This window comes from Egibacteraceae bacterium, assembly GCA_035540635.1.
In the GTDB taxonomy this organism is placed as follows: Bacteria; Actinomycetota; Nitriliruptoria; order Euzebyales; family Egibacteraceae; genus DATLGH01.
Genome location: DATLGH010000087.1, coordinates 1 through 15,599, shown reverse-complemented (window position 1 = coordinate 15,599; position 15,599 = coordinate 1). Strand labels below are relative to the sequence as shown.

Sequence of the window (15,599 nt, the reverse complement as noted above, 5' to 3'; positions counted from 1 at the left end):
GTTCCCCGTCGGGGGGCGTCGGGCTCATGGCTCTCCCAGCCGTAACCGGCCGTCGAGGATCTCACGCGCGATGTCGTGGAGCTTGCGGCGGTTGCGCCGCGCGTGCTGACGCATCCGCTCGAAGGCCTCGGAGGGGCTGGTCGCGAGCTGCTCGGACAGCTTGCCCTTGGCCTGCTCGACGACGACGCGGGTGTCGAGCGCGTGCTGCAGCTGGCCGGTGAGGCGGACGGAGTGCTCGAAGGCCCGAGCGTTCAGGATGTAGCTCGTCGCCACGTCGGCGAGGATCTGCCCGGCCTCGCGGTCCTCGTCGCCGAAGTCCCCGGGACCCGCGGTGTAGAAGTTCAGCGCGCCGACGTGCTGGTCGCCGTCGTGCAGGCGCATGGGGAAGCTGTAGACGCCACGCAGGCCCGCCTTGACCGCCCGCGGCGCGAACCGGGGGAAGCGGGAGCCGACCTCCAGGTCCTCCTCCACGACCTGCTCGCCGGTCATGTAGGCGTGCAGGCAGGGACCCTCCCCGAGCTCGATCTGCAGACTTTCGATCTCGCGGACGAGATCGTCGGAGGCGGCGACGAACCGGAGGTTGCCCCCCTCGTCGGCGATCATCACCCCGGCTGCGGTCACGGGGAGCGCGGCGGCCACCTCCCGGCACAGGGCGTCGAGCATGACGTCGATGTCGTAGTCGCCGACAAGGTTGCGGGCGAAAGCCACGAGCACACCGGCAAGCCGCTGGTGGTCAACCATCGTGTGCGGCACCGTACTCGACGGCGATGCTGTCGGCCAAGGGTGCGACGGGGGGCGATGGGACCGCGGCGCGCGTCATGCCTCCTCGAGCTCCTCGCCCTCGATGACCGGCGCGACGGAGACGACCTTCGCGCCCTGCGAGGGCTTCATGAGCCGGACGCCCTGGGTGGAGCGCCCTGTGGGCCGGATGTCGCCGACGTCCATGCGGATGATCGTCCCGGTGTCGGTGACGAGGAAGATCTCCTGCTCGTAGGCGGCGACGAGCGCCCCCGCCAGTCCTCCGCGCGACGCGACGAGCTTGGCGGTCAGCACCCCCTTGCCGCCCCGACGCTGCACGGGGTAGCGCTCGAGCGGCGTCCGCTTGCCGTAGCCCTCCTCGGTGACCACGAGGAGCTGCCCGTCGACCATGGCCTGGGTGGCCGACAGCACCTCGTCCCCCGCGGAGAGCGCCATGCCGATCACCCCGGTGGTGTCGCGGCCCATCGGGCGCACGTCGGACTCGGAGAAGCGGATCGCCATCGCGCGGCGCGACACGAGGATCACCTCGTCCTCGCCGGAGGTGACCTGCACGCCGATGAGCTCGTCACCGTCGCGGAGGTTGATGGCGATGAGCACGCTGCGCGGGGAGTCGTAGTCGGCGAGGGGGGTGCGCTTGACCATCCCCTGCCGGGTGGCGAACAGCAGATAGGAGGTGCTCTCCCGCAGCTCCTCGTCGGTGACCGCGACGACCGCCGCGATCTTCTCGCCGGGCGCGAGCGCGAGGCCCTCGACGTTCGCGACGTAGACCCCCCGGGCGGTGCGGCTCTTCTCCGGCAGCTGCCAGGCGCGGACGCGGTACACCCGGCCCTGGTTGGTGAAGAAGAGCAGCCAGTGGTGGGTCGTCGTGACGATGAGGTCGCGGATGATGTCGTCCTCTTTGAGCGCCCCGCTCGTCACCCCCTTGCCGCCGCGCCGCTGCGTGCGGTACTCGCTCACCGGCACCCGCTTCACGTAGCCGGCCCGGGTGAGGGTCACGATGATGTCGGTCTGCGCGATGAGGTCGGCCAAGTCGACCTCGCCGTCGCTCGGCACGATCTGGGTGCGACGGGCGTCACCGAACCGGTCGCGCAGCTCGGTGAGCTCCTCGATGATGATGTCGCGGATGCGCTCGGGTCGGGCGAGGATGTCGCGCAGGTCGGCGATGCGCTCGGTGAGCTCGGTGTACTCGTCGAGGATGCGCTGGCGCTCGAGCTGGGCGAGGCGGCGCAGCTGCATGTCGAGGATCGCGCGGGCCTGGATCTCGGTGAGCGTGAAGCGCTCCGCCAGCTCGCGCATGGCGGCGTCGGCGGACTCCGCCGCGCGGATGAGCGCGATGATCTCGTCGAGGTGGTCGAGGGCGACGATGAGCCCCTCGAGGACGTGCGCGCGCTCCTCGGCCTTACGCAGGCGGTAGCGGGTGCGCCGGGTGATGATGTCGACCTGGTGGTCGATGTAGTGGCCGATCGTCGCCTTCAAGCCGAGGGTGCGCGGCACCCCGTCGACGAGCGACAGGTTGTTGACCCCGAACGTGTCCTGCAGCTGGGTCATCTTGTAGAGCTGGTTGAGCACGACCTGAGGGTTCGCATCGCGCTTGCAGAACACGACGAGGCGCATGCCCGTGCGATTCGACTCGTCGCGCAGATCGCGGATCCCCGTGACGCGCTTCTGCGCGTGCAGCTCGGCGATCTTCTCCGCGAGGCGGGCCTTGTTGACCTGGTAGGGCAGCTCGGTGACGACGATCCGTGCGCCCTTGTCGTCGTCCTCGATGTCGGCGACGGCGCGCATGCGCACCGACCCGCGCCCGGTCTCGTAGGCCTCGCGGATGCCCTGGAGGCCCATGATGAGCCCGCCCGTGGGGAAGTCGGGCCCCGGGACTATCCGCATGAGCGCGTCGAGGGTGATGTCGGGATCGCGGATCTGGGTGATGACCGCGTCCGTCATCTCGACGAGGTTGTGCGGGGGGACGTTCGTCGCCATGCCGACGGCGATGCCGGCGCTGCCGTTCACGAGCAGGTTGGGGAACCGGCTCGGCAGCACGACCGGCTCGGACTCCTGCCCGTCGTAGTTGTCGACGAAGTCGACGGTGTCCTCGTCGATGTCGCGCAGCAGCTCCATCGCGAGCGGTGACAGCCGGGCCTCGGTGTAGCGCATCGCCGCCGGTGGGTCGCCGTCGACGGACCCGAAGTTGCCGTGGCCCTGGATGAGCGGGTAGCGGATGGCCCAGGGCTGGGCCATGCGGGCGAGGGCGTCGTAGATCGCCGAGTCGCCGTGCGGGTGGTACTTCTTCATGACGTCGCCGACGGCGGCGGCGGACTTGCGGTGCTGGGTGCCCGCTCGCATCCCGCCTTCGAACATCGCGAACAGGATCCGCCGGTGCACGGGCTTCAGGCCGTCGCGCACGTCGGGCAGGGCGCGCCCGACGATGACGCTCATGGCGTAGTCGAGATAGGAGCGCTGGAGCTCCTCTTCGATACCGATCGGCTCGACGCGGCTGGTGGACCGGGGCCCGTCGCCGGGAGGGACGGCGTCGCTCATCGTGCGGTCGACTTCGTGACGTCGAGGACGACACGGGTGGGGCTGGACAGGTTGTGGAGCAGGAACTGCCGGGCGTCGCGCGAGGCGACGACGATGCGCACCCGGCCCTCGACGTCGTCGACGGTGATGCCGTGCACGGCGGGGTCGTCGATCTCGACGCGCTGGCCGGGTGCGAAGTCGGCGTCGTAGCCGGCGACGCCGGCGAGCTCGAGCACGACGTCCGCGCCGGCGGGGTAGGCCTGGGCAGGCGGCACCGCCGCGGGCGCGTCAGGGTCGGCGACGTTCTCGAGCTCGACGACCACGCGCAGGTACGTGGTGCGGTCGCGGATGCGCACGCTCGTCACCGCCACGGGCTGGCTGGTGTCCGCGCCGAGCGCCTGGGGTTGGGTGGAGAACTGCTCGAGGGCCGGCACCCCCTCGCCGTCGGCCGGGGGGGAGAGGATGCTGTCGTCGCGGACGAGCACCTCCGGCAGCCCCCATCCGCCCCAGAACCTGCCGACGTCCACGCCGTCGTACGAGCCGGTCTGGCGTCCCTCCACGAGCAGGCGGACCCGCTCGATGGCCGGGAACTCGGTCAGCGTGCCGACGATCGCCGCGAGCGCGAGCGCCTCGTGCTCCGGCGACGGGTTCGCCTCCTCGGCGTGGGTGATCACCTCCCCGGAGAGGTTCACCGTGGCGGTGCCGTCGGCGACCCGCAGGTCGAGCACCCTCGTGGCCGACGGCAGCGGCGCGGCGACGTCGTGCCCGTCGGTGTCCTTCGGTCCCGCGAGCAGCAGCTGCAACGCCGTGCGGGGCAGGTCGTCGTCGATCCGCGCCTCCCGCCGGACGGGGACGAGGTAGGCGCTCGACCCTTCCCCGGCGCGGAAGTACACGGTGAGGTCGACGATGTCCGGCGGCTGCATCGTCGGCTCGGTCGAAACCGGCCCCGCGGCGGGCGACGGGGTGCCCGTCGCCGCTCCCCCGCCGCCGGACGTGCAGGCGGCCACCGCGCTCAGCACCCCGGCCAGGGCGGCGAGAGCCCGCACGACGCGCCTCATACGTCGAGGAACCGCACGTCGCGGGCGTTGCGCACGATGAAGTCCCGGCGCGCCTCCACGTCGTCGCCCATGAGCGTGGTGAACATCTGGTCGGCCGCGGCGGCGTCCTCCATCGTCACCTGCAGCAGCGTGCGCGCCTCGGGGTCCATGGTCGTGTCCCAGAGCTGGGCGGCGTCCATCTCCCCGAGGCCCTTGAACCGTCCGATCATCGGGGGCTTGCCGTTGCCCTGGGCGCGCATCTCGGCGACGAGCGCGTCGCGCTCGCGATCGCTGAACGCGTAGAGGATCTTGTCCTTGTCCTTCGCGCCGGCCGGCTGGATCTGGTACAGCGGCGGCTGGGCGATGTAGACGTAGCCGGCCTCGATCAGCTCGCGCATGTGCCGGAACGCGAAGGTCAGCACGAGCGTGCGGATGTGCGCGCCGTCGACGTCGGCGTCCATGAGCATGACGATCTTGTGGTAGCTCGCCTTCGACAGGTCGAACTCGTCGCCGATCCCCGTGCCGATGGCGGTGATGAGCGCCTGGATCTCCTTGTTCTCGAGGATCTTGCCGAGGCGGGCCTTCTCGACGTTGAGGATCTTGCCCCGGATCGGCAGCACGGCCTGCGTCTCGCTGTCGCGAGCCTGCTTGGCGGAGCCCCCCGCAGAGTCGCCCTCCACGATGAATATCTCGCACGCCGCCGGGTCGGTCGACCGGCAGTCGGCGAGCTTCCCCGGCAGGTTGGTCGACTCGAGCAGGCCCTTGCGCCGGGTCAGCTCGCGCGCAGCCCGCGCGGCCAGGCGCGCCTGCGCCCCCTGGATGGCCTTGCCGACGATCACCCGGGCCTCGGCCGGGTGCTCCTCGAACCACGTCGACAGGTGCTCGTTGCAGGTGCGTTCGACGAAGCTGCGGATGGGGGTGTTGCCGAGCTTCGTCTTGGTCTGGCCCTCGAACTGCGGGTCGGAGAGCTTGACCGAGACGATCGCCGTCAGCCCCTCACGGATGTCCTCTCCCGTGAGGTTGACCTCCTTGCCGTTGCCCTTCATCTTGCCGAGCAGTCCGGCCTTGCGGGCATGGCGGTTGACCACGGCGGTGAGCGCCTTCTTGAAGCCCTCCTCGTGGGTCCCGCCCTCGTGCGTGTTGATGGTGTTCGCGAACGTGTGGATCGACTCGTGGTAGCTCGCGTTCCACTGCAGGGCGACTTCGACCTCGCACGGACCGATCCCCGCGGTCGGCCCGGTGCCGGCCTCGTCGTCCTCGCGGGCGCTGAAGTGGAGGATCCCCTCGTGCAGCGGCTCCTTCTGCGCGTTGAGGTAGCGCACGAAGTCGCGCAGGCCGCCGTCGTAGCAGAACTCGAGCCGCCGCTCCCCGTCCTCGTCGGCGTGACCCTCGCGCTCGTCGACGACCGTGATGCGCAGCCCCGCGGTGAGGAACGCCGTCTCGCGGAAGCGCCCGGTGAGGATCTCCCAGTTGTAGTCGAGGGACTCGAAGATCTCCTCGTCGGCCCAGAAGGTGATCGTCGTGCCGGTGCGGTCGGTCTCGCCGACCACCTCCACCGGCCCCTCGGGCTGACCGCGCCGGTAGGACTGGCGGTGGATGCGCCCGTCACGGTGCACCTCGGCCTCGAGGCGCGCGGACAGGGCGTTCACGACCGACACGCCGACGCCGTGCAGGCCGCCGGACACCGCGTAGCTCTTGTTGTCGAACTTGCCGCCCGCGTGCAGAACCGTGAGCACGACCTCGAGCGCGGATTTGTGCAGCCCCCGGTGCTCGTCGACGGGGATGCCACGCCCGTTGTCGGTGACCCGGACCCCGCCGTCGGCGAGCAGCCGGACCTCGATGGCTGTGCAGCGCCCCGCCATCGCCTCGTCGACGGAGTTGTCCACCACCTCGTAGACGAGGTGGTGCAGACCCCGCGGGCCGGTCGAGCCGATGTACATCCCGGGCCGCTTGCGCACGGCGTCGAGGCCCTCGAGGACGGTGATGTCGCTCGCGTCGTACCCGCTCGTGGGGGGAGATCCGGATTGCTGCTCGTCCACGGGGCTCTCGTCTACTCCTCTCGACGCCCGCCAAGATGCGCGACTGCGCCGGCGACAGGCCAACGGCTCCCGGCGGTCACCACGCGCCGAACGCACGCAGGCCACGGCGAGGCAAGACCACAACCAAGGGGCTTACCGTTGAAGCCTACCACGAACCCCCCCGGACCGCATGCCTGGCGGGGGCACGTTTACGCTGGTCAGATGGCGTTTTCGCCCTTCAGCCCGGGCCCTTCAACGGGCCGCTCACCACCGTGACCCGCGTCACCTGTTCCGGGCCGAGCACGGCGTTGGCCCGCGCGGCGAGCTCGGCGCTGAGGTAGCGCACCTCGGTCGCCCATGCGGGGGAGTCCGCCCGCACGACAAGGACGCCGCCGTGCAGCCGCACCGGTTCGGTGTGGCGGGCGAGCTGGTCGCCGGCGATGTCCGTCCACAGCGCGTGCACCCGCGCGCCCCGCAGCCGGGGCGCCCATCCCCGGCGCCGGCTGACCGCGCCCCCGAGGACCTCGGTGAGCGGCACGGGCTCGGACCCGCGGCGCGGCGGCAGGTCGGGCGACTCGGCCTCGGGGTCGGAGCGGCGGCGGGGCCGGAGGGGGTTCACGGTGCGGCGACCCTACCGCTGGGCTGGCGGCGGGTCACGGCCTATCGGCCGGCCGGGTGGTCGCGCGTGAGCTCTCCGGCCCGGACCCGATAGCGTGGGCCCGGCAGCGGCACGTCGCCGTCGACCGCCGCGGTCACGAGCACCTGCTCGAACCCGGCGCAGCGCGCCGCCAACCGTTCACGCCGCTGCTCGTCGAGCTCGGCGAACACGTCGTCGAGCAGCACGATCGGCTCTTCACCGACCTCGTGGAGCACCTCGCGGCTCGCCAGCCGCAGGGCGAGGGCCAGCGACCAGTGCTCGCCGTGGCTCGCGTAGCCCTTCGCCGGCAGGTCGTTCAGCCCGAGGAACAGCTCATCGCGGTGCGGGCCGGCGAGCGTCGTGCCACGCTCGCGCTCCGCCGCGGCGACCGCGGCGAACCCCTCGCGCAGCTCCGCGTCGAGTGACGCGGGGTCGGGCACACCCGCGGCCGGGTCGGCCGGGATGGGACGTCCCGTCGACAGCTCGTAGCGCAGCACGACACGCCCGGCAGCCTCGCGCGCCGGCGACGCCGCGACGAGATCGCGGTAGGCCTGCTCGGTCGGACCGGCGAGGGCGTGGACCGCCGCGATGCGCGCGGCGAGCAGGGTCGCCCCCGCCCTTGCGAGCGCTGCCGTCCACGTGTCGAGGGCGTCGCCTCCCGCGCGGGCATCGGTGTCGGCGGGATGCGGCGCGCGGGATGCGCCCGACCGGGCGGCCCGCGCCGACTTCAGCAGGGCGTTGCGCTGGCGCAGGATCCGCTCGTAATCCTGGCGGGCGGCGGCGTAGGCGGGGCGGCGCTGGGTGAGCAGGTCGTCGAGGAAGCGGCGGCGCTCGCCGGGGTCCCCGCGGACGAGCTGGAGGTCCTCGGGCGCGAACAGCACGCTGCGGATCCGCCCGATCACCTCGCGGGTGCGGTTCTGGGGCTGGCCGTTGAGGCGGCAGCGGTTGCGCCCCCCCGGACGGATCTCGAGCTCGACGGTGAGCCGGCGACCGGGGCCGTCCGCGGCGAGGCGCGCGACGGCGCGCACGACGGCCGCCTCGGCCCCGACGCGCACGAGCGGGGCGTCGGCGGCCACCCGGTGGCTGTGCCCGACCGCAAGGTAGTGCACCGCCTCGACGAGGTTCGTCTTGCCCTGCGCGTTGTCGCCGACGATCACCCACACCCCCCCGCCGAGATCGACGTCGGCCGCGCGGTACGAGCGGTAGTCGCGCAGCTCGAGACGCTCGAGGTGCACGCGAAGGCCCGCCGGCCTGCTACACCCGGACCGGCATGAGCAGGTAGAGGAAGTCGCCGGCGGGCGCTTCGCCGTCGGTGTCGGCGGCCGGGCGCAGCACGGCGGGCTTGAGCTCGTCGCGCAGCTCGAACACGACGCGGTCGCCCCCCGTCGCGTCGAGGCCGTCGGTGAGGTAGCGGGGGTTGAACGCGATTTGCAGCTCCTCGCCCTCCAGCGTGCCGGGGAGCGACTCCTCCGCCTGACCGACCTCGCCGCTGCCGGCCGTCACCCGCACGGTGTCCTCGCTGAGGTGCAAGGTGACGGGCGTCGCCGCGATGTTCGTGTCGCCCACGACCGCCACGCGCTTCACGACCTCGGTGAGCTCTGCCCGGTCGACCGTCAGCCGGCGCTCGTAGCCGGTGGGGATCAGCTGGCGGAAGTCGGGGAACCTGCCCTCGATGAGGTTGGTGGTGAGCCGCCGGTCACCGAACACGAACGTCACCCGCGTGGCTTCGAGCACCATGCGCACCTCGCTGCCGAGCTGCTCGGCGGAGCGCCGGGCCTCCTCGAGCGCCCGGCGCGGCACGAGGACCGTGCGGTCCGTGCCCTGGTCCCAGGGCACGGTGCGCACCGCCAGGCGGTAGGAGTCGGTCGCGGCCGCCGTGAGCGCGTCCGCGGTCGCCTCCAGGCTCACGCCTGTCAGCACGGGGCGGGCGTCGTCGAGGCTGGCCGCGCGGGCGACCTGGGCGACGGTACGGGAGAACTCCTCCGCCTTCATGACGGCCGCGCGGGCGTCCGCCGCGGGCTCCGGCAACGCCGGGAAGTCCTCGACCGGCATGACACGCAGGTCGAACCTCGCGCGGCCGCACCGCAGGTGCAGGCGGTCGCCGTCCGCCTCGGCGCTGACGGCGGCGTTCGGCAGCGAGCGGACGATGTCGCCGAGGAGCTTGCCGGGCACGAGCGTGACGCCCTCCCGCTCGGCCTGCACGGGGATCGACAGCTCGCTGGAGGCCTCGAGGTCGGTCGAGGCGAGCACCAGCCGGTCCCCCGCGACCTCCAATCTCACCCCCGACAGCGCCGGCAGCGTCGCACGCGCACCGACCGTGCGCAGCACCCACGACGCTGCGTCCGCGAACTCCGCCCGCTCACAGCGAAACCTCATCACAACCTCCCCGAGACCGGGCCGGTGGGTGGTTGTCCCCACAACGCCGGGGTGCCGAGTAGTGATCTTCTTGATAATTGCAAGAACCAGTCACAGTCGTAGGGGCCCCGGGAACCTGGGGACGACCGGGGGCGTCGCTGGTCACGGGTGGCGCGACCCTGGGGAGCGCGTGTGGGCGAGGGTGTGGGGGCCGTGTGCGCGCAACCCCGGTTGTCCCCGACGCCGGTGTGATTCACCGGGCAGACGGGGACAACCCCGGTTCGTCCCCCGGTTCGTCCACTGGTTGTCGACCGGCAATCCCCAAGCCCCCGACGGCGGCTCACCGTGGTTGTCTCGCGGCGGTCTTGACCCGACTCGTGAGCTCCTGGAGCTGCTGGTAGATCGCGGGACGCTCCTGCATGAGCCCGCTGATCTTGTTGTTCGCGTGGATGACCGTCGTGTGGTCGCGGCCGCCGAAGGCCTGACCGATCTTCGGCAGGCTGAGGTCGGTCAGCTCACGGGTGAGGTACATGGCGATCTGCCGGGCGTTCACCAGCTGGCGTGTGCGGCTGCCCGAGCACAGCTCCTCGAGCGTGAACCCGTAGTAGGCGGCCGTCTCCGACATGATGAGGCTCACCCCGATCTGGGAGCTGCCCGCGTCGGGGAACAGGTCCTTCAGGACGAGCTGGGCCATGTGGAGGTTGACCTCGGTGTGCTGGAGGCTGCCGGCCGCCGTCACGCGGATGAGCGCGCCCTCGAGCTCGCGGATGTTCGACGAGATGCGGCTCGCGATGAGCTCGAGCACCTCGTCGGGCACGACGAGACCCTCCTGTCCCGACTTCTTGCGCAGGATGGCGAGTCGGGTCTCGAGGTCGGGCGGCTGGATGTCCGTGGTGAGGCCCCACTCGAAGCGGGTGCGCAGGCGCTCTTCGAGCCGGCCGATCTGCTTCGGCGGACGGTCGGAGGAGATGACGATCTGCTTGTTCGCCGTGTGGAGCGCATTGAAGGTGTGGAAGAACTCCTCCTGGGTGCGCTCCTTGGACTCCAGGAACTGGATGTCGTCGATGAGCAGCACGTCGACGTCGCGGTACCGGCGCTGGAACGGCACCTGGCGACCGTTCGAGATCGCGTCGATGAACTCGTTGGTGAACTGCTCGCTCGTCACGTAGCGGCACTGCAGGGACGGGTAGAGCATCGTCGTGTAGTGGCCGACGGCCTGCAGGAGATGCGTCTTGCCGAGGCCGGCGCCTCCGTAGATGAACAGCGGGTTGTACGCCTTGGCGGGCGCCTCGGCGACGGCGAAGGCGGCGGCGTGCGCGAACCGGTTGCTCGCCCCGATGACGAAGCGGTCGAACGTGTACTTCGGGTTCAGCAGGCTGCCCCGGTCCCCCGTCGGACGGGGGAACTCCTCGGGCCCCCAGGCGGCGCGCGGCGCTTGGGCGTCGAGGGCGTCGACGCGCGGCGCCGACTCAGGGGGACGGACGGTGACGAGAACCTCGACCGGGCGCCCCGCCGCCTCGGTCAGGGCGGCTTGCAACGCCTCGGTGTAGCGGTCGGCGATGCGGGCGCGCGAGAGGTTGTCGGGGGCGGCGAGCACCACGGTGTCGTCGCTGTAGCCGACGGGGCGCAGCTGGTCGAGCCACGTCCGCAGGGCCGCCCCGCTCACGCGTTCCCGCAGGTCGCTGAGCGCACGGTTCCAGAGGCCCTCCGATTCCATGGCCGTGGCATCCGACACGTGCTCCCCCTCATCGCTGCCGCGCATACGTCTCCATCAAATGTCCGGTCCGTCCCGGATCGACAACCCTTATCCACAGCATGCTCCACAAATGTGGATGGGGAAGCGGCCCCTTGTGCGAGGGCCAAGGTGCTGGCGTGCTGGCTGGCCGCGCTCTGGTGAGCGGGCGCCCCCCTGAGGCGCAACCGGCGTGGCGGCCGGTCACCGGGATGCGGAGGCGGGTGATGGGCACCGACGCCGTGCACCGGGGAAGCGGCGACATGTCTGCGGGCGTGGTGGCGCAGTCACCGTGCGGAAAGAGCCTTTGAAGCCACGGGGAACCTCTCTCGCGAGATGCGGCTGCGGAGGAAGCGGGCCGTGACCGCGCACCGTCTGTACTTGTCGAACGGGGGCGGAGTATAGGATCGCCGCCACCGTGGAGGCAACCTCCTTTTCCCCACCACCGCGGTTCGCGGGTCCCCCGGTTGACACCCCCGCGGAGGCCTCCTAGACTCGGCTGTCGTCCCGTGGCGTCCGTTGCCGTGGCGGCCGTTTCGTCCGGCGCGCGTCTCTCCCAAACACTGCGCCCGGGCCCGCCTCCGACGTCGCCGCTGCCAGGCCGTGGGGGCCGGACCACCGCTACCTCGACCGGCGGGCGCAGCCCGCGAACCGAAAAGAGCCTCGTCATGAAGCGCACGTACCAGCCGAAGAACCGGCGCCGCAAGCGCAAGCACGGCTTCCGTCATCGCATGAGGACGCGGGCGGGCCGGGCCATCGTGAACCGCCGCCGTGCCAAGGGACGCCGCCAGCTGAGCGTGTGAGCCGTCGGCTGCGGCCCTCCGGCGGGGGTCCTATCGTGGATGACGTGGGTGCACAGTGGGCGCGCCGAGTCGCCCGGTCATCTCCAGCCCCCGCGCCGGTCCGCAGCTAGGGTCTTCGTCGTGACCGCTTTCGACCGCCTCCGAACCGCCGGTGACATCCGTGCGGTCTTCGCCGTGCGCAACGTGGCCCAGGGACCGGCGATGGCCGTCCACGGGCGCCGTCGCCTCGACGACGGGCCCGGGCGGGCGACCGTCGTCGTCGGGCGCAAGCTGGGCGACGCGGTGCGCCGCAACCGGGCGAAGCGGCGTCTGCGGGCGGCCTTGCAGCACTCCTGCCCCCCACCGGGACTCGACGTCGTCGTCGTCGGGCGCTCTTCTGTCCTCACCGCCGACTTCGGCGACCTCGTGCGCCAGGCGCAGCGTCTGCTCGAGCGGGTGCACGCACGCGCCGAGGCGTCGACCCCCGACGCCTCCCCGACGGGACCGGGGGCGCCCCCGGGGGGGTCCGCCGGCGCGACGGGACCGGAGCTATGAGCGCGGCCACCCGCCACGCCGCCTCCGGGCGGGCGCCCGGCCCCGTGGCGCGGCTGCTCATGCTGGCCGTGCGGGCCTACCAGCTCGTCCCCCAACCCGTGTCGGCCGCCCCTCGCTGCCGGTTCCTGCCGAGCTGCTCGGCGTACGCGCTGGAGGCCCTGCGCCGCCACGGTGCCCTGCGGGGACTCTGGCTGGCGGCCCGCCGGCTGGGGCGCTGCCATCCCTTCAACCCCGGTGGATTCGACGAGGTTCCGCCCGTGGCGGGCACCGACAGGGAAAGGACCTGACCCGTGGCCCTCTGGGAAGGCCTGATCGACGGACTGGGTGCCGTCCTGCGCTTCTTCCACGACGTGGTCGAGCCGCTGCCGCTCCTCGGCGCCGCACCCTGGGGCTGGGCCATCATCCTGCTCACGTTCGCGGTCCGGGTGGTGCTCGTGCCGCTCGCGGTGAAGCAGATCAGCTCGATGCGGGCGATGCAGGGCCTGCAGCCGCAGATGAAGAAGATCCAGGCCAAGTACAAGGCCGACCGGTCGCTCATGCGCACGGACCCCGAGAAGTACCGCGAAAAGCGACAGAAGCAGCAGGAAGAGATGATGAAGCTCTACAAGGAGCACAACGTCAACCCTGCCGCCAGCTGCCTGCCGCTGCTCGCGCAGATGCCGGTCTTCTTCGCGCTGTTCACCCTGCTCCGCGACGACCGGCGGGTCCCGGAGCTGGCCACCGAGGGCTTCTACATCATCCCCAACCTCGCCGAGGTGCCGACCGCCCAGATGGGGATCGGCGTGATCATCCTCATCGGGCTCATGGGGCTCACCACCTTCCTGTCCCAGCGGCAGATGATGGCGAGCAACCCGGCCGCCGCGGACCAGCCGCAGCAGAAGATCCTGCTCTACGCCATGCCGGTGCTCCTCACGGTCTTCGCCGTGAACCTGCCGATCGGCGTGCTGCTGTACTGGGTGACGACGAACGTGTGGACGATGGCCCAGCAGTACGTCATGTTCCGCAACATCGAACCCGCTGCGGCTCCCGGCAAGCCGAAGCCGAAGCCCAAGCAGGCGTAACATCCGGTGTGCGCTGGGCGCCAAGCGGGTTGGCAGGGAGGGACGACGGTGACGCGAAGCGCGGAGGGACAGGGGGCCACGGTCGACGAGGCCGTGCGGCGCGCGCTGGCAGACTTGGGGCTCTCCGAGGAGGAGGCGACGGTGGAGGTCCTCGCCGAGGGCCGACGGGGGCTCTTCGGGGGCGGGCGGCGGGCACATGTCCGGGTGACGGCCCGCCCGGTGACCGACGAGCACCACCCCCCGCAGGCAGCCGCGGAGGCCGCCCGCAGCGACGAAACGCGCGACGAGGAGGATGGCGTGGCACAAAGCGACACCGAGACGACCCAGAGCGCCGATGGCCCCGACGACCCGCGCACGGACGGTGCGACGGCGGGCCACGCGGAGGACGCCGGCGACGCGGCCGGCGGGCGTGAGGGCGGCGGAGCCGGCGAGGTCGAGCGCGAGCTCACCCCCCAGGAACGCATGGACCAGCTCGACGAGGAGGCAGAGCTCGCAGCGGACTTCGTCGAGGGGCTCCTCGACCGCTTCGACCTGCCCGGCGACCTCGAGATCGAGGTTCACGAGGACCAGGCCTTCGTGAACCTCCAAGATGTGGACAGCGGCATCCTCATCGGGCGGCGGGGGGCGACGCTCGACGCCCTGCAGGAGCTCGTGCGCTCCGCGGTGCAGCGCCAGACCGAACGACGGGCCCACGTGCGCATCGACGTGGAGGGCTACAAGGCCCGGCAGACCGAGAAGCTGAGGGACAAGTGCCGCGAGGCCATCGCGCAGGTCCGCGAGACGGGCGAGCCGTTCCGGCTCGAGCCGATGGACGCCTACGAGCGCAAGCTCATGCACAACCTCGTCGCGAAGACCGGCGGGGTGACCTCGGTCAGCGAGGGGCACGAGCCCAAGCGGCGCGTCGTCATCCACCCCGAGACGTAGCGCGCGGCGCGCTGTCGGGCGCCCCGTGCGCCACGGCGCCTGGCCTGTTCGGTGATGTGCCGCCACCCTGCGGACCGCACCGCACCGCTTCGGGCGCCGGCTCGACCGGTTTGGTTGCATTTGCCCTCCCCGGCTTACCACACACTGAAGCTGAACTCCGCTTTTGTGGTTCAGCCTTGAGATGGTTGGCTCTCCGACGGCGCGGCCCATGAGCCCCGCGCCGCCCCCGGGAGCTGCGGCACAGCTCGACAGGCTCGCGGCGCTCATCGCCGCCTCGCCCCACAACCTCGTGGCACGCGGCGAACGGGCGACGCTGCGCGATCGGCATGTTGCAGAATGTGCCGCCCTCGTCCCGGCGCTCGGGATAGAACCGGGACAGCGCTGGATCGATGTCGGCACGGGTGGAGGGCTTCCCGGTCTCGTGCTCGCCGTCCTCACACCTGAGGTCGAGTGGACCCTCCTCGATGCGACGCAGAAGAAGATCGATGCCGTGCGGGCGTTCGCCGAGGACCTCGGCCTGCGCAACGTCCGGGCGGTCGCCGCCCGGGCCGAAAACCTCGCCCATGACCCCGCCTACCGGCAGAGCTATGACGGAGCGGTGAGTCGCGCGCTGGCCGCCCTCCCCGTGGTGCTCGAGCTCTCGCGCGGTTTCGTCTGCCAGGGCGGTCTCGTCGCGGCGATCAAGGGCCCGCGGTGGTCCGAGGAGCTGGCCGCCAGTCGTGCGGCGATGGAAGCACTCGCTCTTGAGCTCCTCCACAGCATCGAGGTCACCTCCACCGATCGGCCGACCTGGCTTGTTATCATGCGGGCGCTTGGTCCCGCTCCCCCCCCGTACCCCCGCGGGGAGGGCCGTCCGCGTTCAGACCCGCTGGGAGGCAACCGCCGTTGAACCGGCCGACGCCCCAGACTCCCTGGTACCGCTACTGGGAACAGGCGCATCCGGGCGCTCCCGCCCCCAAGGCCCGCGACGGCGAAGAAGCCCCCGAAAAACCGCCGCCCCCGCACGCGACGGGGTTTCACGTGGAACAGGCAAGGCGAGCGGACCCACCTGTGCCGAGTCCGGTGGACGCCGGGCCCATGACGGGGCAGCCGTCGATGCGAGACGCCGACGCCGGGCCGTTTCACGTGGAACATGTACGAGACGCACCGGCAGCCGAGGCGTTGCACGGGAAACGACCGGGGCCTGCCGGGCGGGGGGCGGCTTTGGAGGCGCCCTCGGGAGATC

The 15,599-nt window shown here is 71.6% G+C and carries 14 protein-coding genes; 6 read left to right on the top strand and 8 right to left on the bottom strand.

The annotated features are described in order from the left end of the window. Nucleotides 1-24 precede the first annotated feature (24 nt). The 8 genes from VM324_13865 to dnaA form a co-directional block, all read right to left on the bottom strand. Nucleotides 25-741, bottom strand: coding sequence for a GAF and ANTAR domain-containing protein (locus tag VM324_13865; protein ID HVM00374.1), 717 nt, complete (start codon nucleotides 739-741; stop codon nucleotides 25-27). Between the two features lie 75 nt (nucleotides 742-816). Further along, nucleotides 817-3,294 (bottom strand): DNA gyrase subunit A, encoded by a 2,478-nt coding sequence (gene gyrA / locus VM324_13860; GenBank protein HVM00373.1) that lies wholly within the window; start codon nucleotides 3,292-3,294, stop codon nucleotides 817-819. Next, a complete protein-coding gene (locus VM324_13855; GenBank protein ID HVM00372.1) occupies nucleotides 3,291-4,319 on the bottom strand; it encodes a GerMN domain-containing protein in 1,029 nt (342 codons plus the stop codon). Before VM324_13855 ends, gyrA begins: the two co-directional genes overlap by 4 nt. 8 nt (nucleotides 4,320-4,327) lie before the next feature. Next, nucleotides 4,328-6,349, bottom strand: coding sequence for a DNA topoisomerase (ATP-hydrolyzing) subunit B (gene gyrB, locus VM324_13850; protein ID HVM00371.1), 2,022 nt, complete (start codon nucleotides 6,347-6,349; stop codon nucleotides 4,328-4,330). A gap of 217 nt (nucleotides 6,350-6,566) precedes the next feature. After that, entirely contained in the window at nucleotides 6,567-6,947 is a 381-nt protein-coding gene (locus tag VM324_13845) for a DUF721 domain-containing protein (GenBank protein ID HVM00370.1), read from the bottom strand. 41 nt (nucleotides 6,948-6,988) lie between these two features. Further along, a complete protein-coding gene (recF, locus tag VM324_13840) occupies nucleotides 6,989-8,200 on the bottom strand; it encodes a DNA replication/repair protein RecF (GenBank protein ID HVM00369.1) in 1,212 nt (403 codons plus the stop codon). 19 nt (nucleotides 8,201-8,219) lie between these two features. Beyond that, the gene (gene dnaN / locus VM324_13835; GenBank protein ID HVM00368.1) at nucleotides 8,220-9,341 is read right to left on the bottom strand and encodes a DNA polymerase III subunit beta; all 1,122 of its coding nucleotides are present in this window, start codon (nucleotides 9,339-9,341) and stop codon (nucleotides 8,220-8,222) included. Between the two features lie 319 nt (nucleotides 9,342-9,660). Continuing rightward, the gene (gene dnaA / locus VM324_13830; GenBank protein ID HVM00367.1) at nucleotides 9,661-11,037 is read right to left on the bottom strand and encodes a chromosomal replication initiator protein DnaA; all 1,377 of its coding nucleotides are present in this window, start codon (nucleotides 11,035-11,037) and stop codon (nucleotides 9,661-9,663) included. 683 nt (nucleotides 11,038-11,720) lie between these two features. On the opposite strand from dnaA, the gene rpmH reads away from it, so the two are divergent. The 6 genes from rpmH to rsmG all read left to right on the top strand — a co-directional run bounded on the left by rpmH (nucleotide 11,721) and on the right by rsmG (nucleotide 15,263). Further along, nucleotides 11,721-11,855, top strand: coding sequence for a 50S ribosomal protein L34 (gene rpmH / locus VM324_13825; GenBank protein ID HVM00366.1), 135 nt, complete (start codon nucleotides 11,721-11,723; stop codon nucleotides 11,853-11,855). A 120-nt stretch (nucleotides 11,856-11,975) separates the two neighbouring features. Then, a complete protein-coding gene (gene rnpA, locus VM324_13820) occupies nucleotides 11,976-12,389 on the top strand; it encodes a ribonuclease P protein component (GenBank protein ID HVM00365.1) in 414 nt (137 codons plus the stop codon). 59 nt (nucleotides 12,390-12,448) lie between these two features. Then, a complete protein-coding gene (gene yidD / locus VM324_13815) occupies nucleotides 12,449-12,676 on the top strand; it encodes a membrane protein insertion efficiency factor YidD (GenBank protein ID HVM00364.1) in 228 nt (75 codons plus the stop codon). Between the two features lie 3 nt (nucleotides 12,677-12,679). Then, entirely contained in the window at nucleotides 12,680-13,450 is a 771-nt protein-coding gene (locus tag VM324_13810; protein ID HVM00363.1) for a YidC/Oxa1 family membrane protein insertase, read from the top strand. A gap of 48 nt (nucleotides 13,451-13,498) precedes the next feature. Further along, nucleotides 13,499-14,374: an RNA-binding cell elongation regulator Jag/EloR gene (gene jag, locus VM324_13805; protein HVM00362.1), complete on the top strand. Its 876-nt coding sequence runs from the start codon at nucleotides 13,499-13,501 to the stop codon at nucleotides 14,372-14,374. Between the two features lie 208 nt (nucleotides 14,375-14,582). Next, nucleotides 14,583-15,263 carry a 16S rRNA (guanine(527)-N(7))-methyltransferase RsmG gene (gene rsmG / locus VM324_13800; GenBank protein ID HVM00361.1) on the top strand — a complete coding sequence of 227 codons (681 nt, stop codon included), beginning with the start codon at nucleotides 14,583-14,585 and terminating at the stop codon, nucleotides 15,261-15,263. The last annotated feature ends 336 nt before the right edge of the window (nucleotides 15,264-15,599 follow it).

What these genes read in the sequence shown, in the direction of transcription:
- dnaN (HVM00368.1), bottom strand. Translation starts at nt 9,341, where the DNA reads ATGAGGTTTCGCTGTGAGCGGGCGGAGTTCGCGGACGCAGCGTCGTGG.
- yidD (HVM00364.1), top strand. Translation starts at nt 12,449, where the DNA reads ATGCTGGCCGTGCGGGCCTACCAGCTCGTCCCCCAACCCGTGTCGGCC.
- dnaA (HVM00367.1), bottom strand. Translation starts at nt 11,037, where the DNA reads ATGGAATCGGAGGGCCTCTGGAACCGTGCGCTCAGCGACCTGCGGGAA.
- rpmH (HVM00366.1), top strand. Translation starts at nt 11,721, where the DNA reads ATGAAGCGCACGTACCAGCCGAAGAACCGGCGCCGCAAGCGCAAGCAC.
- rsmG (HVM00361.1), top strand. Translation starts at nt 14,583, where the DNA reads ATGAGCCCCGCGCCGCCCCCGGGAGCTGCGGCACAGCTCGACAGGCTC.
- VM324_13865 (HVM00374.1), bottom strand. Translation starts at nt 741, where the DNA reads ATGGTTGACCACCAGCGGCTTGCCGGTGTGCTCGTGGCTTTCGCCCGC.
- gyrA (HVM00373.1), bottom strand. Translation starts at nt 3,294, where the DNA reads ATGAGCGACGCCGTCCCTCCCGGCGACGGGCCCCGGTCCACCAGCCGC.